Consider the following 19,298-nt stretch of genomic DNA (forward strand, 5'->3'; position numbering starts at 1 on the left):
GGTGAGGAATTTATCATGGCAAAAATCATTGGTATTGACTTAGGAACAACAAACTCATGTGTCGCAGTAATGGAAGGCGGAGAGCCTGTCGTTATCGCAAACGCTGAAGGAAACCGTACGACTCCATCTGTCGTTGCTTTCAAAAACGGCGAGCGTCAAGTCGGGGAAGTCGCAAAACGTCAAGCCATCACAAACCCGAACACAATCATGTCGATCAAACGTCATATGGGTACAGACTATAAAGTCGAAGTAGAAGGCAAAGACTACACACCACAAGAAGTATCTGCCATCATTCTTCAAAAACTCAAAGCACAAGCGGAAGACTACCTTGGTGAAAAAGTAACGGAAGCGGTCATCACGGTTCCTGCTTACTTTAACGATGCAGAACGCCAAGCAACAAAAGATGCAGGAACAATCGCTGGTCTTGACGTCAAACGGATCATCAACGAGCCGACGGCAGCAGCACTTGCTTACGGTCTTGAAAAAGGCGAAGACCACACAATCCTCATCTATGACTTAGGTGGCGGTACATTCGACGTTTCGATTCTCGAACTCGGAGACGGTGTTTTCGAAGTCGTTTCAACTGCCGGTGACAGCCGTCTTGGTGGAGATGACTTTGACCAAAAAATCATCGACCACTTGGTTGCAGAATTCAAAAAAGACAACGGCATCGATCTTGCCCAAGATAAAATGGCGCTTCAACGCTTAAAAGATGCTGCTGAAAAAGCGAAGAAAGACCTCTCAGGTGTCTCTTCCACACAAATCAGTCTTCCGTTCATCACGGCTGGCGCAGCAGGTCCACTTCACCTTGAAATGACATTGTCACGTGCGAAGTTCGACGATTTGACAGCTGATCTCGTAGAACGGACGATGGCTCCAACACGTCGTGCCCTCAGCGATGCTGGCATGACACCGGACAAAATCGACAAAATCATCCTCGTTGGTGGATCAACACGTATTCCTGCAGTTCAAAAAGCCGTTCAAGACTTCACAGGCAAAGAATCATTCAAAGGCGTTAACCCGGATGAAGTCGTTGCCCTCGGAGCAGCTGTTCAAGGTGGCGTATTGACAGGGGACGTCAAAGACGTTGTCCTTCTCGACGTCACACCACTTTCGCTCGGAATCGAAACAATGGGTAGCGTGATGACGAAATTGATCGATCGTAACACGACGATCCCGACTTCAAAATCACAAGTCTTCTCAACAGCTGCTGACAACCAACCAGCCGTTGACATCCATGTTCTTCAAGGGGAACGTCCGATGGCATCAGACAACAAAACGCTTGGTCGTTTCCAATTGACAGACATTCCGCCAGCACAACGTGGTGTGCCGCAAATCGAAGTTAAATTCGACATCGATGCAAACGGAATCGTTAACGTATCAGCGAAAGATCTTGGTACGAACAAAGAACAATCGATCACAATCCAATCATCAAGCGGTTTGACTGAAGCAGACATCGACCAAATGGTCAAAGATGCAGAAGCAAACGCGGATGCTGACAACAAACGTAAAGAAGAAGTAGAACTTCGTAACGAAGCGGATCAACTTGTCTTCGCAACGGATAAAGCAGTCAAAGATCTTGGCGAGCAAATTGACGCAGTTGATAAAGAAAAAGCGGAAGCGGCAAAAGAAAAAGTAACAACTGCACTCGCAGGAACAGACGTCGAAGCGATTCGTTCTGCAAAAGACGAATTATCAACGGTTGTTCAAGAATTGACACAAAAAGTTTACGAAAACATGGCTCAACAACAAGCGGGCGCTGAAGGTGCGCAAGCTGGTGGACAAGATGACAATGTCATGGACGCTGAATTTGAAGAAGTCGACGATAAAGACAACAAATAAGTAACCGACCGATTTTTCGGGCGCTAGAGAGAGCCAAAGCGTAATCCGCGCTTTGGCTCTTTCCATGTCGCCTGAAGTTCGGTAAAATCAAACAGTATGAAATGAATCGGACCTAAAGAGAGGAAGAATGCACGTGGAAAAACGCGATTATTATGAAGTGTTAGGCGTCGCGCGCGATGCCTCAGCAGCAGAGATTAAACGAGCTTACCGAAAACTAGCCCGGACGTATCATCCGGATGTCAATAAAGAGGCGGATGCCGATCAAAAGTTCAAAGAGTTATCGGAAGCCTATGAAGTTTTGTCAGACGACAATCAACGTGCTCGTTACGACCAGTTCGGTCACCAGGATCCATCGCAAGGCGGTGGTGGATTTGGCGGAGCAGAAGGTTTCGGCGACATCTTTGATATGTTCTTCGGCGGCGGACGCCGTCAAGATCCGAATGCCCCGCGTAAAGGGCAGGATTTACAATATGTCGAAGAAATCGACTTCATGGAAGCTTTCTCAGGTGTCGAGAAAGTCATTACGATTCCAGTCGAAGAAGATTGCGGAACATGTCACGGTTCAGGTGCTAAACCGGGAACACATCCGGAAACATGTAAACGTTGTGGCGGATCAGGACACATCAACGTCGAGCAAAACACGATGTTCGGACGTGTCGTCAATCAAACGACATGTTCGACATGCCATGGTCGTGGACAAATCGTCAAAGAACCGTGTGAAACATGCCGCGGAGCAGGTCGTGTCCGTAAAAACAAAGATGTTCGTGTCAAGATTCCAGCCGGGATTGACAACGGTCAACAGATTCGTCTGGCAGGTAAAGGGGAAGCCGGCGTCAACGGCGGACCATTCGGAGATCTGTACGTCGTCGTCCGTGTCCGCGAACATGAATTGTTTGAACGGGTCGACGATCATATCGTGATGGATATGCCGCTTACGTTCGCCCAAGCGACGCTTGGCGATGAAATTGAAGTGCCGACGGTTCATGGGAAAGTCAGCTTAAAGATTCCGGCCGGAACACAAACCGGTTCACGATTCCGTCTGCGCGGCAAAGGGATGCCGAACGTCCGTTCAGGCCATCACGGGGATCAATATGTCAACGTCGTCATCATCACACCAAAAAATCTGACAGACCGTCAAAAAGAACTACTCCGTGAGTTCAATGAGATCAGTGATGAAAAAGGTGTCGAAGAACAACACGAAGGCGTATTCAGCCGGATTAAAACATTCTTTACAGGGTGATCACTAAAGGAGCGTGACAGGAAATGAAATGGTCAGAAGTCTGTGTCCATACGACACAAGAAGCAATCGAAGCAGTCTCGAACATCTTACATGAAGCAGGAGCAAGCGGTGTCGTCATCGAGGACGTCGAAGATTTCGAAATGATGTCACACCGTGAAGATAACTTCGGTGAGATTTGGGATGAGAAGAAGCGCGACGAATATCCGGACAGCGGTGTCCTCGTCAAAGCGTATCTTGCGGAAAGCAGCGATTTGACGGATACGATCAAAGGAATCGAACGCGACATTCAGATGCTGACAAAATTCGGTCTGACGATTGGTGCAGGAACTGTCACGCTGACACAAGTCGATGAAGAAGATTGGGCCCATTCGTGGAAGCAGTTTTATAAACCGGTTAAAATCAGCCGTCATTTGACGGTTGTACCGATGTGGGAAGAGTACACACCGCAACCGGATGAGAAAATCATCGAGCTCGATCCAGGCATGGCATTCGGGACAGGAACACACCCGACGACCGTCCTCTGTATTCAAGCCATCGAAAACTATCTTCAAGACAACGATCGTGTCGTCGATGTCGGGACCGGTTCGGGTGTTCTCGCGATTGCAGCGGCCAAACTCGGTGCCAAGGATGTTTTTGCGCTTGATTTGGATGAAGTCGCGGTTCGTTCGGCAACAGACAATGTGGCGTTAAACAAAGTCAGCCAGCAAGTGACCGTCCGCCAAGGTGATTTGATGAAAGAACTCAAAGAGCCGGTCGAGTTGATTGTCGCAAACATTCTGGCCGAAGTGATTTTGTTATTTGTCAACGATGCATATGAACTAACATTACCGGGCGGTCACTTCATCGCTTCCGGCATCATCGGTCAGAAAAAAGAGATGGTACGTGACGCCATGGTCGCTGCCGGATTCACGATCGTTGAGACGACGAAACTCGAAGACTGGGTCGCGATTATCGCGAAACGCGAGGCGTAAGCCGATGCAACGATATTTCGTCGAACAGACCGCACGTGCAGGAAATACCTTCACATTGTCAAAAGACGACGCCCATCACATAAAAAACGTCATGCGGATGGACGTCGGGGATGAGATTTTAGTATTGGACGGAACGGGATTGTTCCGTTGCCGGCTTGAGCAACTGGATAAGCAAACAGCCGTCGCAGAGCTGCTTGAAGAATTACCGATTGAGACGGAACTTCCGATTCATGTGACGATTGCCTATGCCCTGCCGAAAGGGGATAAAGTGGAGCTCGTTGCCCAAAAAGCGACAGAGCTTGGCGTTAGCCGGCTGCTTGTATTTGAGTCGGCCCGCTCGGTCTCGAAATGGGATGCGAAAAAGATTCCGAAGAAGCTCGAACGTCTTCAAAAAATCAGCAAAGAAGCAGCAGAACAATCGTACCGGGCACACTTGCCGACGATTGAGTATGTAACGTATGATGAAGTCCTACAATGTGCTGCCGATTATACAGCGTGTCTGATTGCCTATGAAGAATCGGCAAAAGAGGGAGAGGCGGCAGCCTTTGCTTCGACGTTGTCCCGGCTTCAATCAGGCGACTCTTTATTGGTTGTGATCGGTCCGGAAGGTGGACTGACGGAAACAGAAGTAACGCGGTTAACCGCTGGCGGATTCGTGCCGGCATCACTCGGACGACGGATTTTGCGGACAGAAACGGCACCACTCTACGTCCTATCCGCCGTATCGTATCATTTTGAATTGAAAGGGTGAGTGAAATGGCAACGGTTGCCTTTCAAACGCTTGGTTGTAAAGTCAATCATTACGAGACAGAAGCCGTCTGGCAACTGTTCAAGGATGCGGGATATGGACGTGTCGACTTTGCAGATCATGCCGACGTTTACGTCGTCAATACATGTACAGTAACGAATACCGGTGATAAAAAGAGCCGCCAGGTCATACGGCGGGCAATCCGTCAAAATCCGGACAGCGTCATCTGCGTCACGGGATGTTACGCCCAGACATCACCTGCGGAAATCATGGCGATTCCAGGCGTCGATGTCGTCGTCGGCACACAGGACCGTCATAAGATGATCGGTTATATCGAACAGTTCCGCGAAGAACGGATGCCGATCAATGCCGTCGGGAACATCATGAAGGCGAAAGTCTATGAAGAACTCGATGTGCCGGCCTTTACCGACCGGACACGGGCTTCCCTGAAGATTCAGGAAGGATGCAATAATTTCTGTACGTTCTGCATCATTCCTTGGGCACGGGGTCTGATGCGTTCCCGCCAACCGGAAGATGTCTTGAAACAGGCGCAACAACTTGTCGATGCCGGATATAAGGAAATCGTTTTGACCGGTATTCATACAGGCGGTTACGGGGAAGACTTAAAAGACTACAACTTGGCGAAGTTGCTGAAAGCGCTCGAGTCCGTGACAGGTCTTGAACGGCTCCGGATTTCGTCCATTGAAGCGAGTCAAATCACGGATGAAGTGCTGGATGTTCTGAAAGATTCGCCAATCGTCGTCCGCCACCTGCACGTTCCGATTCAATCGGGGTCGGATACGGTCTTACGCCGGATGCGCCGGAAATATACAATGGCAGAGTTCGGAAAACGGATTACACGTCTGAAAGAAGTTCTGCCGGACTGTGCGATTACGTCTGACGTCATCGTCGGTTTCCCGGGCGAGACGGAAGAAGAGTTCATGGAGACATTTAACTTCATCAACGACCATAAGTTCAGCGAACTGCATGTCTTCCCGTACTCGAAGCGGACCGGAACACCGGCTGCAATGATGGACGATCAGGTTGATGAGCAGGTGAAGGAGCAACGTGTCGCACGTCTGATTGCGTTGTCGGATCAGCTGGCAAAGGAATATGCATCGAAGTACGAAGGAGAACTGCTGGAAATCATTCCGGAAGAATTTTCGGAAGAGGCAGGCGGTCGTCTTGTCGGTTATACAGACAATTACTTACGTGTCGCGATTGAAGGCGACGAATCACTGATTGGTCAACTCGTTCGCGTCAAAATCAGCAAAGCGGGTTATCCGATGAATGACGGACAATTTGTCCGCGTCATGGAAACGTTAAAAGAGCAAGCGATTTAAAAGGGATTCGCCTTCCGGTTACAGGAAGGCGGATTTTATTTTACAGTCCGACAAATTCTTTTGTTTTCAAGGAACGGATACGCTACACTGAGTAAAGATTACACAAAAGAAAGAGGATAAGGATATGCGAATTAATAAATTCATCAGTGAAACAGGATATTGTTCCCGCCGCGCAGCCGATAAGCTGATCGATGCAGGACGTGTGACGATTAACGGCAACGTCGCCGAGCTCGGATCGCAAGTCGAAAAAACGGATGCTGTCGAAATTGACGGACAGCCGCTTCAGCCAAAACCGGATCTCGAGTACTTGATTTTAAACAAACCGGTCGGTATCACGTGTACGACGGAACGTGACATCGAAGGCAACATCATTGATTTCGTCAATCATCCGAACCGGATTTTCCCGATTGGACGACTCGACAAAGATTCGGACGGCTTGATTATCCTGACGAACGACGGAGATATCGTTAACCGGATTTTACGAGCGGAAAACAATCACGATAAAGAGTACATCGTGACGGTCGACGCACCGATTACGGAAACGTTTATCGAAGGCATGGCGGGCGGCGTCGATATTCTTGGGACGACGACGAAAGAATGTGTCGTCGAACAGCTCGAGTCGCGGACGTTCCGAATCGTTTTGACCCAAGGCTTGAACCGGCAAATTCGCCGGATGTGCAAAGAGTTTGGTTACCGTGTCAAACGTCTGCAACGCGTCCGGATCATGAACATCGAACTCGGTGATTTACCGATTGGGGAATGGCGTGACTTGACGGAGTCGGAAATGAAAACATTGTTCGAGACACTCGATCAACAATAAGCTGAAAAAAGTCGCCATGATGATGGCGGCTTTACTTGTATACATATAAGGGGGTTCATCGTGGATAAACGGGGAATGAGTGCGACCTTCGTCGCCTATGTGATTGGGGGATTATTACCGATCTACAAACTGTTTGCGGATCACGTACCGGCATGGACGGTCGTCTCGATTCGCATCATCAGTGCTTTTATTTTTGTTACGTTATTATTGCGACTGACCGGGAAATTTAAGCACGTCAAACAACTTTGGCAAAGTAAACGTCAACGCAATACCGTCCTTGCAGCAGGACTTGTCCTTGGCGGGAACTGGACCTTGTATTTGTACGCAATCGGCGAAGGGTATCTCGTCGAGTCTTCACTCGGCTATTACATTAATCCGCTCGTCAGTGTCCTGTTCGGTTTGCTGTTTTTCGGAGAACGCCTGAACCGGGCTCAACTTTTTGCGATGGCGAGTGCCGTGACAGGTGTTTTGATTCTGACATTCGGATACGGAAAGTTTCCGATTATCGCCTTTTCACTCGCCATTTCGTTTGCTTTTTACGGGGTGCTGAAAAAGAAGGCGGCGGCAGAACCGTTATCCGGTCTGTTTCTTGAGACGCTCGTGACGTTACCGTTTGCCGTGCTGACGCTTGGTCTGACCGGAGCAAATCCGATTGCCTTGCCGACGGAAGCACTGTTTGCCATCGTCATGCTTGGTGTAGCGACGGCGGTCCAATTGATGTTGTTCGGATACGGCATGCCGAAAATTCCGTTCGTCTACGTCGGGATTTTACAATATATCGCCCCGACCTTGACCCTGATTCTCGGTGTCTTTTTATTCAATGACGTCTTTACACCGGTTCACTTCGTCGCCTTCCTGTTCATTTGGCTGGCTGTCGCGTTATTTACAATCAGTGGGATATCGAACGGACGGATGAAAATGAAAAAAGTATCGTGACCGAGAAAAGAGGAAATGAATCATGAATAAATCAGGTTTTTTCGCGACATTAGCCGCTTATGTCATTTGGGGACTGTTGCCGATCTACTGGAAGTTACTTGCGACCGTCTCGAGTGAGGAGATTTTAGCACACCGGATCGTCTGGTCGTTTATTTTCTTATTGTTATTATTATCACTTCAAAAAGCATTGCCGAAGTTTACCGGTGCGCTGAAGAATCCCTTTACCCGGCGTTTGTTTTTCCTGAACGGGCTGATCATCAGCATGAACTGGTTCATCTACATTTGGGCGGTCAATCATAATTTTATCGTTGAAGCATCGCTCGGTTATTACATCAATCCGATTGTCAGCATTATTTTCGGGGTGTTCTTTTTCCGGGAAAAACTGTCGCGGATCGAGTGGCTTGCGATTCTGCTTGCAACGATCGGTGTCTTGATCCTGACGATCGGCTATGGGAAGTTCCCTTGGATTTCCTTGGCACTAGCCTTCAGCTTTGGTTTTTACGGTGTCGTCAAAAAACAACGGCCGCTTGAGTCAACCGTCAGTCTGACGATCGAAACACTGGCTCCGTTACCGATTGCTTTATTATTTTTAGGATACATGGGGGTCAGTGGACAAGAGACCTTTACCTCTTCTCCGTTTGTGATGATTGGACTTTTCTTAACCGGTATCATCACGGCCGTTCCGTTATTATTGTTCGGATTTGGTGCCCAACGGATTCCGTTTACGGTCGTCGGTTTCCTGCAATTCGTTGCCCCGACCTTGTCGCTTGCGATCGGTGTTCTTCTGTATAACGAACCCTTTACGAGAACACACTTGATTGCGTTTACATTCATTTGGTCCGCGGCACTCGTCTTTACATTAAACGGTTTACTGATTCGAAAAAAACAGCTACGAAAAGTCGCGTAAAAAGATAGAAGTCTGACCTCTCACGTGATAGAATGAAAACAGAGTCTAAGGGATATCCTTAAGGAGGAACTGAATCATGAATTTAGCAGGAATGATCGACCATACCGCTTTAAAAGCAGAAACGTCACGTGCCCAAATCGAAACACTTTGTAAAGAAGCGCTCGAATACAAATTTGCCAGTGTTTGTGTCAACCCGACAAACGTAGCACTCGCGGCAGAACTCTTGAAATCAGACGATGCGGTCAAAGTATGTACAGTTATCGGCTTCCCACTCGGTGCAAACACACCGGAAGTAAAAGCATTTGAAACACAAGATGCCATCAAAAACGGCGCAACAGAAATCGATATGGTCCTAAATATCGGTGCATTAAAAGACGGCGACCTTTCACTCGTTGAACGCGACATTCGTGCAGTTGTCGAAGCGGCAAACGGCACACTCGTCAAAGTCATCTTCGAGAACTGCCTCTTAACAAAAGAAGAAATCAAAACAGCTGCTGAGTTATCAGTCAAAGCCGGTGCGGATTTCGTTAAGACGTCTACTGGTTTCTCAACAGGCGGCGCAACGGTAGAAGACATCCGTCTCATGCGCGAAACAGTCGGACCTGACATCGGTGTCAAGGCTTCAGGCGGCGTTCGTGATTTTGAAGGAGCAAAAGCAATGATCGATGCCGGCGCAACACGTATCGGTGCTTCTGCCGGAATTGCCATCGTTACAGGTGGAACTTCAGACAGCGACTACTAATTTAATTTGATAAAACCAGAGGCTGACTTAAAAGTCACTCTCGATAAAGATCAGGGTGGCGGAGTGATAATCTGCCACCCTGATTTCGTAAAAAAAGAATCACTCTCTTCACGCAACTCCTACAGGAAAAGCGCATTTTGCGCTGTCAGAGACAAACAAGACCCGATTCCCTGCCTCAATAAGGCAGGGAAACTGGCTTGTGTCTCGCCTGAGGAAAGGGTGTGAAAGAACGAGTGATTCTTTTTTGATTCAGCCACTTTTTGTTTTAAAACAATTCTGAATTTGATTTTCAGGTTAAGAAGTCAGACAACCCTTCCGATAATCCATTGTAGAACAAGGGAAGGAAGTGGAAAAGTGTCAAAACGATTCAGTTTGTCCATGCTGGCCTTAACCATCGGTCTGGCGGGTTGCGGCAGTATCATCGATCATCCTGAACAAGCAGTGAAGGAGCGCCGGAAAATGGCAGTCGTCTTATCCGATGTCGGATTAGGGGATCAGTCGTTCAGCGATGCTGCCATGAGCGGTATGTCTTTACTACGTGAAAAAGAAGACTGGTTCATTGATTATAGAGAATTAAGTGAAACAAAGTCATATGAAACGGCATTTGCCACGTTAGCGAAACAACATCCGACCGTTGTCGTCGGTCTTGGGTTTATGGGACAGGCGGACTTGGAAAAAGTCGCTAAACAGTATCCAAAACAGCAGTTTGCATTAATTGATGCCGTGTCGGAACTACCAAATGTATTATCCGTCACATTTAAAGAAGATGAAGGCAGTTATCTGGCGGGGGCAGCGGCAGCAATCCAATCCGACAGTGATACGATTGGTTTTATCGGCGGCATGAAATCACCGCTCATTGAGAAGTTTGAAAAAGGCTACCGTGCCGGTGCAACAGCCATTAATCCGGACATCCGTGTCCTTGTCGATTATGCAGAAGACTTTGCGGCACCGGATAAAGGACGTGAGCTCGCTAATGCCCAAATGAAAAAAGAGGCGGATGTCTTATACGCGGCAGCAGGACTGACCGGCAGTGGCGTTCTTGAGGCAGCAGAAGAAAAAGGAAACAAGGCGATTGGTGTCGACAGCGATCAAACGGCGATTGCTCCAGATGCCGTCATGACATCGATGTTGAAGCAGGTCGATCTTGCGATTACGAAAATTGGTGACAGCGTCAAAGCACCGGGTCTTCAAGCCGGTCAAATCGTATTAGGCGTGAAAGACGGAGCGATTCAACTCGCGCCGATTCGTAATACCAACTTTACAGAAAAAGATTTACAACGACTCGAACAATTGAAACAAGACATACTGGAAGGCAAGGTGAAGGTCCAATGACGTTACGACAACGATTTTTGGTTTCGACACTCGTGACGATTGTCAGTGTTGTCGCCTTAATGGGCTGGACGTTATTTGAACTGCGTCAAATCCAGTCCTACAACGAGGATTACGGAAAGCAACTGGTCGAGATTTCAGAACTGGAGACTAAGTTACTGTATGAGCAGGCAGCCTGGAACCGGTTAGCGAGTCAGCCTTCAGAAAATCAAAAAGAACAAGCACTTGCCTTAAGTAAAAAAAATGAGAAAGCTCTTGATTCCTTACAAAAAACGTATTTGATTGATCGGTTTAAACCGGATTTGAATCGTGCCAAAATGAAATATACGACTTTGGCGGAGAAACGGACGACTTTATTAAATGAGCTTGATCCAATTGCAATCCGCTCCCACGCAGCCCAGGTGGAAGGAGTATTAAGCGATTTATATACGTTACATACGAAAAATGGTGAATTTTACGATGTATTGCAACAGGAAGCAAAAGATAAGACATTGAATCTGACGCGCTCGGTTTTAATCGCGACATTCATTCTTCTGATTGCATTAGCACTCTATAACTGGTACTTTGCGCGGAGCATCACCCGTCCGATCAGCCGGGTCGTTCAGACGGCGGAACAGATTTCGCAAGGGGATGTCTCACAACAACTACAAATCTCGGGACGGAGGGATGAAATCGGTCGTCTCGAGTCAGCGATTGCCCAGATGCAAGGAACATTGCATGGTGTCATCGGAACGATCAGTCAGACATCGACGACCATCAATCAGATGAGCGAACAGGCGACAGCTGAAAATGCCAATATCGTCGAAGTATCAGGCAACATGACACATGCCATCAATGAAATGGCCAGTGGGACACAAACTGTCTCGGATGATTTGCAAACGACAGTCAGTACCATTACGGATATGAGCACATTGTTTGAACAAAGCGAACAACGGGCGCAACAAGCATTGAGTCAAGGTCAACTGGCGGATACGACGATGGGGAAAAGTGCAACCATCATGCAGGAACAAGCGGAATCACTGGCGGCAGCGACACTTCAAAATCAGGAACTCGGTCGCAAGCTAGCCGGATTCTTACAACAAACCCAGCAAATCGAACAGATGGCGCAACTTGTCTCAAGTGTCTCGGCGCAAACGAATTTACTGTCATTAAACGCGGCCATCGAAGCGGCTCGGGCAGGAGAAGCAGGACGTGGTTTTGCCGTCGTGGCGAGTGAAGTGAAGAAGTTAGCGGACGAAACCCATCAAGCGACGCGTTCCATCTTTTCACTCGTTCGTTCGATTCGGGCAGACGGAGCGATTTTGCAGGAAGCATTGCTTCAATCTGAAAAGGAGCAAGCACATCAGGTTCAAAACTTTGCTGAGGTGACATCGTCATTCGAGGAAACCCGTGGTCACGTGACGGATGTAACGGAAGCCGTCCAGTTCATGACGACACAGTTACTTCAGTCAAAAGACCAGGCGAATCAGGTCGTAAATCAAGTCAGCTCAGTCAGTGGCGTGATGGAAGAATTAGCCGCCGGGAACGAAGAAGTGGCGGCGTCGATGCGCGATCAGCAAGCATCATTCGAACAAATTCATCAACTGATGCTGGAACTGGAACAAACAACGACTTCACTGGATCAACAAACCAGCCAGTTTAAACTGTAATATGAACAAACAGCAAAACCCCCTCAGCGAGTCAGTCCGTTGAGGGGGTTTTCGTCAAGTATGCTTAGAAGAAGTCACTTGGATTCAATTCGTTTGTCCGGCCGTTGGCATTATACTGATACCCACCGTCATGAATCTCAAAGTGAAGGTGGGGACCGGTTGAGTTTCCGGTACTGCCAAGGTTACCGATTTGTTGTCCCTGTTTCACCTGTTGACCTTGTTTGACGGTCAGAGAATTCATATGCGCATAAACGGTCGTATACGTTTTTCCACCGATGTTGTGCGAGAGATAGACGTGATTACCGTAAGGCCCGCCGGAGCTTGCCAGGATGACGGTTCCGCTTGCGGAAGCAACGACCGGGGAGTTCAGTGGTCCGGCAAAGTCAATCCCGTTATGGTACGCGTATCCGTTACTTCCACTGGCAGCGCCCATTCCTTGTGAAATGGAACCAGCAGCCGGTTTGATGAACTTGCCTGTCGCTTTTGAAAGGACTTTTGTGCTTGCTTTTGTAACAGAAGCAGGTTGCGCCGATTGCGCGGCTGCTTGTTTTTCGGCTAATCGTGCAGCTCGAGCGGCTGAACGGGCAGCAGCTTCCTGCGCCTTCAGTTGAGCGGCAGCATCTTTTAAGCTCAAGATGTTAGTTTCGATGGAACGTTTTTCTGATTTTAATCGATTCAGTAAGGCCGTTCGTTTAATCTTTTCTGCTTTTAATTCACGCTGTTTCTTTTTTAGAAGAGTACGATCCTCAACCAAATCAATACGTGTTTGTTTCAATTCTTTTTGAGCCAGTGCCAATTGATGTTTGTTTTGTTCGTAATCTTTTAATAAAGAAGCATCGCTTTCGGCAATCGTATTAAAAGCATTAAAACGGCTGATCATATCTCCGACATCTTTAGCGCCAAAAACAGCCTCGAGAAATGGATCGTCATCTGCTTTTGCTTGTCGGACAGCTAAACGATCTCCGAGCATTTTTTCCTGCTTGCTGATTTTTTCGCGTAAGGCATCGATTTTTTGTTCCAATCGTTTAATCTGCTGACGGTTTTGATCAATTTTTTGTTGGTTTTCGACGACCTGCAACGTCAGTCCATTAATCTGTTGATCGAGCGCATAGACTTTTTGCTGTGCTTTGGACAGTTGGGTGGTCTTTTTCGAGAGGGCTTGCTTTTGCTTGGACTGCTGTTGTTGATTTTGCTGCTGTTTTTCCTTATAAGAACTTGCTGCACCGACGGGGTGGACAAGTGGGCTGAAAAGTAAGGTCATCGTCATCAGTGAGAGACCGAGTGTTTGTTTTAAAGATGATTTCATAGTTGAATCAATCATTCCTTCCTTCCTGAATTCAGATACATATTCTGAAATGTTACCTGTTCTACTCTAACAAGAAATGACGGGAATCACCGTTACAGTTTCGTTAAAAATATTATATGGAAATTATCAGGTGATCGAGATTCTTTATGTAAATTATTTTTTAGACACTTTCAAAAAAGTGAGAGAACCGTTGATAATCCGCGAAAGAAGACACAATAAAAAAAGTGAATCCAAGGATTCACTTCTAAAAAAGAGCTGATATGTTTTTGTAATATGAAGAAGAGGAATAAAAGTAAGGGTTTAATGAATCAAGAAACAGGATATACAAATTAGTTTTAATTTATTCTTCGTAGATCATTTTTCGTGTCATTCCGCCGTCAAGAACCAACGTTTCTCCCGTTAAGAAGTCGTTATCGGGATTCGTTAAAAACAAAGCAGCCCGGGCAACATCTTCCGGTTTTCCGACTCGTCCAGCCGGATGCTGGCTGTGGTCTTCCGGTGAAAGTTCATGGTAATTTCCGGTTTCAATCCAACCAGGTGCAATCGCATTAACTAAAATCCGATCGGGTCCTAAAGAAACGGCTAAAGCATGCGTCAACGCGACAATGCCGCCTTTGGTAGCCGCGTAAGATTCCGTATCCGGCTCGGACATGAACGCGCGGGTGGAGGCCAGATTGACAATCCGTCCGCCTGCTGGGTTTTTCTTCAAATAAGGCGCCGCGGCTTTTGTCGTTAAAAAGATGCTCCGCAGATTGGTATGTTGGACACGGTCCCATTCCTCAAGCTCTAATTCAAGTAACGACTTGCGCACCATGATGCCGGCATTGTTAATCACGATATCGATCCGGCCGGTATGCTCAATGGCTTTATCAATCAGCAGGTTGACATCTTTTTCATCCTGGACATCCAGATGATAAAAGTAAGCGGTCCCGCCGTCAGCTTCGATTTCTGCCGCAAGATCGTCACCGGTCATTTGATCAATGTCGGCAAGAATGACGGTGGCGCCTTCTTTGGCATAAGTCTTGGCAAGCGTTGCTCCAATGCCATTGGCGGCACCTGTGATGATGACAGTATGATTGATATGGTTCATTGTAAATTCCTCCTGGGGAATGTGTAGTTGGGTAGACTGCTATAATCAGATAGCCGAAAATGAATCGATTAAAACATATTGTATCCTTGAAGAAAGGATTATCCAGATAGGCATTAGGGAACATAAAAGGTAGCTAACGCTACTATTATGTTGAATGGGGGATTTTTGATGGATTTATCAAATCAAAAGCTCGAAACAGAACAAGAAAAATATGCAGATGAAGCTAAAGCGTATATCAATCAACCTAAAAAAACAAATTCAATGTTACGACGTGCAAGTGAAAAAATAAATAAAAATTCGACGCTATCGATCGTTTTTTCTCCCGTCCGTTTATTTATCGATATGGTTCGTGCCTATCAATCCGGTGAATACCGAAATATTCGCAGGACGACGATTTTGAAAGTAATCGGGGCCTTGATTTATCTCGTTTCACCCATCGATTTAGTGCCGGACTTTGTGTTAGGTTTCGGATTTGCGGATGATATCGCCATCATCCTGTTCGTGACGAAAACGATTTTCGAAGAGTTGACACGATTCAGTGATTGGCAGGATGAGCAACAAAAAGCAAGTACGCAGCCGCTTCAAAGTGAGGATGCTTACTAATTTCATGAGACAACCGGACTGAGACAGTTGGTCCTCATATAAAACAGAAGGTGGATTCTGAATCCGCCTTCTGTTTTCGTTTGGATGAAAGTCCTCGTTTCATGTACTTGCGGTCAATCGAAACTAGCTCTTGTTTTGCAGGAAACAAAAACGTCATTTCTGTACGCGTCCTTGAAAGTTCGTTACACTAGAAGCAGAGAAACTTTTTGGGGAAGGAGGTATGGAATGGCTTGGCATTCATGGATTGAATCATACGGTTATTTTGGAATCATGTTGAGTTTGATGTTTCCCTTTTTACCGAGTGAAGTGCCGCTTGCGTATGCAGGCTATCTGGTCCACACAACGGAGTTTAACCTGATTGTCATGTTGATCGTGGCCGTCATGAGTTTTGTGATCAGTCAAAATATTTTCTTTACAATCGGGCGTCTCGGAAGTGACCGTTTACTAAAACGAATTTTTAGATGGTTTCGTATTTCTGAAACGAAGATGGTGCGATTCCAACGTCAAATGGATACGCGCGGTCGTTTCATCTTATTGCTGTCACCGATGTGGCGGATGGGATTTGCGATAGGGGCAGGGTTGACCGGTGTCTCGCGTCTCACTTTTACGATTGCGACGACGATTTCTTTTTTTATGTGGTCCGCTTTTTTTATCTGGGGCGGAAAGAAACTTGGACATGGCATGATGGGGCGGCATCCTGAATTCCACCATTACCTTCCCTGGATAATCGGTCTCATCGTATTTGGTGCAGGTTATCTGTATTTCCGAAAAAAAACGCTCATGAAAAAACAAAGTATATCTAAAAAATAGAGGAGTGTTCACATGGCAGTGATTTTATTTGATATTGACGGTACATTGATCGACTCGACCGATCAGATGACAGAGGCAATTCATCTTGCGATGGAAGATATGCCGCATCTGGTCAAACCATCCAAAGCAAGTGTCCAGTCGAGTTATGGTTTGGCGGGTAATGCTTTTTGGAGAAAAGCAATCCCGGATGCTTCTGAAAACGACATTAAAGAGATTCGTAGAAAACGTCATCATCACTTGGAGCAAACGATGCAGAATCAAGATGTTCTGTTTGATGGCATTCGAGAATTATTGGAACAATTGACGAATCAGGGACATATCGTATCAACAGCAAGCAATTGCGGGGTACATTATTTAAATCTTGTTCTCGACAGCCAAAACATTCGATCTTATTTTACAAGTCCAAAATGTTTGGAGTCGGTGAACGGGAAACAAAAAGCAGACATTTTAGCCGCACATCGTGAAGAGTTTGGCGAGGTCGACTATCTGATGGTCGGCGACCGTTCGTCGGACGTTGAGGCGGCCAGACTACAAAATATGCCGGTAGCGATTTGTTGCTTCGGTTTTGGAACAGAACAAGAATGGAAGACGGCTGACCATCAGCTGGAGACACCGCTTGATTTGTTGAAGTTTGTATAACGGAATGAGCAAAAAAACAAGCAGCGCTGATGAGTCAGCGTCTGCTTGTTTTTTTTTGTTAATCAAAATCAAGTCGGTACTGCTCGTGATTCGTCCAAGGACGAAAACGGCGGAAGAGCTGATGGAACAGAAGACACAGGATCACCGGCAAAACAATAAACAGTCCGAAGACAAGCGAAATATTGATCCACGTCCATCCTCCTGCCATCAAGTGAAGCGCATTGATTGGACCAATCAGACCCGACATACCGAATCCGGCACTGAAGGGGGTCCCTTGAATACCGAGTACACCTGCGAGTCCGCCAAGTACGGCGGCACTGCACATGACGGGCAGAATCATGATCGGATTGCGAATGAAATTCGCCATTTGAATTTTAGGAGATCCTAAAAAATGAGCGATGGACGTGCCGCGGGAATTGGCCTGCCACCCGGCAATCGCGAGTCCGAAACCTGCCGCACAAACACCAAGGTTAGCGGCTCCTGCTGCAACACCGGATAAACTGATGGCTGTTGCAATCCCGACCGTCGAAAGCGGTGATACGATGAGGACCGAAAAAGTAACGGCTAAGGCAATGCCCATCAACACCGGTTGAAGAACGGTAAAGTGTGTAATCACTTGACCGATCGTGGCTGTGATCTTCGTGACAAACGGATAGGTCAGGACACCGATTCCGCCGGCTCCGATGATGATTAAGGTTGGAATGACGAGAACCGTATACGTCTTAAAACGACTTCCGAGCCAGATGACGAGGGCAGTTGCGACTGCGGCTGTCAATCCGGCATTGATGACATCACCGGTTCCGATGAATAAGTAACCGGCGGTCTCGGTTCGGTTTGCGACACCGGATCCGACGACAGTCGCAAGACCAATCGAGGTCGCTTCAATCGGGGTTGCCTTGAACTGCATGGCAACGGCGACACCGATGACCATCGGCAAGAGCCGCATCGCAAGAGCAGTCGAGTCGATGATATGTTGCGCAGGAGAAAAATAGGGAAGCAAGGCTTTGGCAAGTTCACCAAGCAACGCTCCCGGGATAAGAGCAACTAAGATGCCGATACTGAGTCCGTTTAAGACATGGACACCGAATTGGCGGTCAAAACGTTTTAAGGTCGTATTCAACTAAATTCACTCCTTATGTATCGCTTTTATGCATAACAGTATAAAAGTGATGAATTGTGTTTAATCATACGAAAGAGCGTTCAAAACGTCAAGCAGAAAATGGAATTTTCTGAAAAAATAAAAGCAAACTATTCGCACTGAAACAAAAGGACTGCTAGAGTGGAGAGGTAAAAAATCGGGGAGGGAACAGTTATGTCAGAACAACAAATCGTATTAGCCAGCAGACCAGAGGGACGTCCAACACGGGACACGTTCCGTTATGAGACGATCGAATTGGACGCCTTAAAAGCGGATCAAGTTTTAGTAGAGACGCTCTATATCTCAGTCGATCCTTATATGCGCGGGCGAATGAATGATGCACGTTCTTACTCGCAACCATTCGACCTGGATGCACCCATCCAAGGTGGTGTCGTCGCGCGGGTCGTTGAATCAACAAGTGATCTGTTAACAGTGGGTGACACCGTTGTCGGAATGCTCGACTGGGCGACGAAATCCGTGGTCGATGCAAAACAAGTCCGTAAAATCGATGCAACATTGGCGCCTGTCTCAACGGCACTGGGTGTGCTCGGAATGACAGGTATGACCGCTTACTTCGGTCTGCTCGACATCGGGAACCCGCAATCTGGCGAAACGGTCGTCGTCTCGGCAGCAGCAGGAGCCGTTGGATCAATTGTTGGTCAAATCGCTAAAATTAAAGGCGCACGAGTCGTCGGGATTGCTGGAAGTGCTGAAAAGATTCAGTATCTAAAAGAGGAACTTGGATTTGATGAAGTCATCAATTACAAAACGGAGCAGATCGGCGAAGCCTTAGATCGGACTTGTCCGGACGGGATCGATGTCTACTTTGAAAATGTAGGCGGTGCAATCGGGGATGCCGTTCTTGATCGATTGAATCCTTTTGCCCGTATTCCAGTCTGTGGGGCGATTTCCGGCTATAACGAACAGGCGGATTTAGGTCCACGGGTCCAATCGAAATTGATCATTGCGCGCGCACGGATGCAAGGTTTCTTGGTCGGAGACTATGGCAAACGGTTTAAAGAAGCAGCGGAACAACTTGGTAAATGGGTCAGCAATGGTGAGTTGAAGTACGAAGAAACGATATTTGAAGGGTTTGAACAAGTCCCGGACGCCTTTCTTGGTCTGTTTGACGGGTCGAACACGGGAAAACTGTTGGTCAAATTATAAGAGTACGTCAAAAAGGTG

General features: G+C 47.1%; 18 protein-coding genes. 15 read left to right on the forward strand and 3 right to left on the reverse strand.

The genetic code is table 11. The features are described 5' to 3' along the window. Positions 1-15 precede the first annotated feature (15 nt). The 11 genes from dnaK (at position 16) to KNP91_RS00735 (ending at position 12,527) form a co-directional block, all read left to right on the forward strand. Positions 16-1,842, forward strand: a complete 1,827-nt coding sequence (gene dnaK, locus KNP91_RS00685; protein ID WP_214848180.1) for a molecular chaperone DnaK — start codon at positions 16-18, stop codon at positions 1,840-1,842. Positions 1,843-1,975: 133 nt separating this feature from the next. Further along, a complete protein-coding gene (gene dnaJ / locus KNP91_RS00690) occupies positions 1,976-3,082 on the forward strand; it encodes a molecular chaperone DnaJ (RefSeq protein WP_012369687.1) in 1,107 nt (368 codons plus the stop codon). 23 nt (positions 3,083-3,105) lie between these two features. Then, positions 3,106-4,053 (forward strand): 50S ribosomal protein L11 methyltransferase, encoded by a 948-nt coding sequence (gene prmA, locus KNP91_RS00695; protein WP_012369688.1) that lies wholly within the window; start codon positions 3,106-3,108, stop codon positions 4,051-4,053. A gap of 4 nt (positions 4,054-4,057) precedes the next feature. Further along, positions 4,058-4,804, forward strand: a complete 747-nt coding sequence (locus KNP91_RS00700; protein ID WP_012369689.1) for a 16S rRNA (uracil(1498)-N(3))-methyltransferase — start codon at positions 4,058-4,060, stop codon at positions 4,802-4,804. Positions 4,805-4,809: 5 nt separating this feature from the next. Then, positions 4,810-6,144 carry a tRNA (N(6)-L-threonylcarbamoyladenosine(37)-C(2))-methylthiotransferase MtaB gene (gene mtaB / locus KNP91_RS00705; protein ID WP_012369690.1) on the forward strand — a complete coding sequence of 445 codons (1,335 nt, stop codon included), beginning with the start codon at positions 4,810-4,812 and terminating at the stop codon, positions 6,142-6,144. A 124-nt stretch (positions 6,145-6,268) separates the two neighbouring features. Beyond that, positions 6,269-6,964, forward strand: a complete 696-nt coding sequence (gene rluF, locus KNP91_RS00710; protein WP_012369691.1) for a 23S rRNA pseudouridine(2604) synthase RluF — start codon at positions 6,269-6,271, stop codon at positions 6,962-6,964. Between the two features lie 60 nt (positions 6,965-7,024). Then, a complete protein-coding gene (gene rarD / locus KNP91_RS00715) occupies positions 7,025-7,900 on the forward strand; it encodes an EamA family transporter RarD (protein ID WP_214848182.1) in 876 nt (291 codons plus the stop codon). Between the two features lie 22 nt (positions 7,901-7,922). Continuing rightward, positions 7,923-8,807 carry an EamA family transporter RarD gene (gene rarD / locus KNP91_RS00720; RefSeq protein WP_214848184.1) on the forward strand — a complete coding sequence of 295 codons (885 nt, stop codon included), beginning with the start codon at positions 7,923-7,925 and terminating at the stop codon, positions 8,805-8,807. A gap of 76 nt (positions 8,808-8,883) precedes the next feature. Further along, positions 8,884-9,549 carry a deoxyribose-phosphate aldolase gene (gene deoC / locus KNP91_RS00725; protein ID WP_012369694.1) on the forward strand — a complete coding sequence of 222 codons (666 nt, stop codon included), beginning with the start codon at positions 8,884-8,886 and terminating at the stop codon, positions 9,547-9,549. A 354-nt stretch (positions 9,550-9,903) separates the two neighbouring features. Next, the gene (locus KNP91_RS00730; protein ID WP_012369695.1) at positions 9,904-10,881 is read left to right on the forward strand and encodes a BMP family lipoprotein; all 978 of its coding nucleotides are present in this window, start codon (positions 9,904-9,906) and stop codon (positions 10,879-10,881) included. Next, entirely contained in the window at positions 10,878-12,527 is a 1,650-nt protein-coding gene (locus KNP91_RS00735) for a methyl-accepting chemotaxis protein (RefSeq protein WP_214848186.1), read from the forward strand. The genes KNP91_RS00730 and KNP91_RS00735 overlap by 4 nt, the downstream gene beginning before the upstream one ends. Positions 12,528-12,591: 64 nt before the next feature. Here the strand turns inward: KNP91_RS00735 and KNP91_RS15765 are convergent, their stop codons facing one another. Continuing rightward, positions 12,592-13,848, reverse strand: a complete 1,257-nt coding sequence (locus KNP91_RS15765) for a murein hydrolase activator EnvC family protein (RefSeq protein ID WP_012369697.1) — start codon at positions 13,846-13,848, stop codon at positions 12,592-12,594. A gap of 325 nt (positions 13,849-14,173) precedes the next feature. Then, positions 14,174-14,923 (reverse strand): SDR family NAD(P)-dependent oxidoreductase, encoded by a 750-nt coding sequence (locus KNP91_RS00745; RefSeq protein WP_214848188.1) that lies wholly within the window; start codon positions 14,921-14,923, stop codon positions 14,174-14,176. A gap of 168 nt (positions 14,924-15,091) precedes the next feature. Here KNP91_RS00745 and KNP91_RS00750 point away from each other — a divergent pair, with 168 nt between their 5' ends. From KNP91_RS00750 to KNP91_RS00760, 3 genes are all read left to right on the forward strand, one after another. Further along, entirely contained in the window at positions 15,092-15,526 is a 435-nt protein-coding gene (locus KNP91_RS00750; protein WP_012369699.1) for a YkvA family protein, read from the forward strand. 225 nt (positions 15,527-15,751) lie between these two features. Continuing rightward, positions 15,752-16,336, forward strand: a complete 585-nt coding sequence (locus KNP91_RS00755; protein ID WP_214765985.1) for a DedA family protein — start codon at positions 15,752-15,754, stop codon at positions 16,334-16,336. A gap of 12 nt (positions 16,337-16,348) precedes the next feature. Next, the gene (locus tag KNP91_RS00760) at positions 16,349-16,975 is read left to right on the forward strand and encodes an HAD family hydrolase (RefSeq protein ID WP_119922466.1); all 627 of its coding nucleotides are present in this window, start codon (positions 16,349-16,351) and stop codon (positions 16,973-16,975) included. Between the two features lie 58 nt (positions 16,976-17,033). On the opposite strand, the gene KNP91_RS00765 is transcribed toward KNP91_RS00760, so the two are convergent. Next, positions 17,034-18,095 carry a PTS sugar transporter subunit IIC gene (locus KNP91_RS00765; protein ID WP_214848191.1) on the reverse strand — a complete coding sequence of 354 codons (1,062 nt, stop codon included), beginning with the start codon at positions 18,093-18,095 and terminating at the stop codon, positions 17,034-17,036. A gap of 192 nt (positions 18,096-18,287) precedes the next feature. Between KNP91_RS00765 and KNP91_RS00770 the strand changes: the two genes are divergently transcribed. Next, positions 18,288-19,280: an NADP-dependent oxidoreductase gene (locus KNP91_RS00770; RefSeq protein WP_012369703.1), complete on the forward strand. Its 993-nt coding sequence runs from the start codon at positions 18,288-18,290 to the stop codon at positions 19,278-19,280. The last annotated feature ends 18 nt before the right edge of the window (positions 19,281-19,298 follow it).

This window comes from Exiguobacterium sp. s138 (genome assembly GCF_018618775.1).
Lineage (GTDB): Bacteria > Bacillota > Bacilli > Exiguobacteriales > Exiguobacteriaceae > Exiguobacterium_A > Exiguobacterium_A artemiae.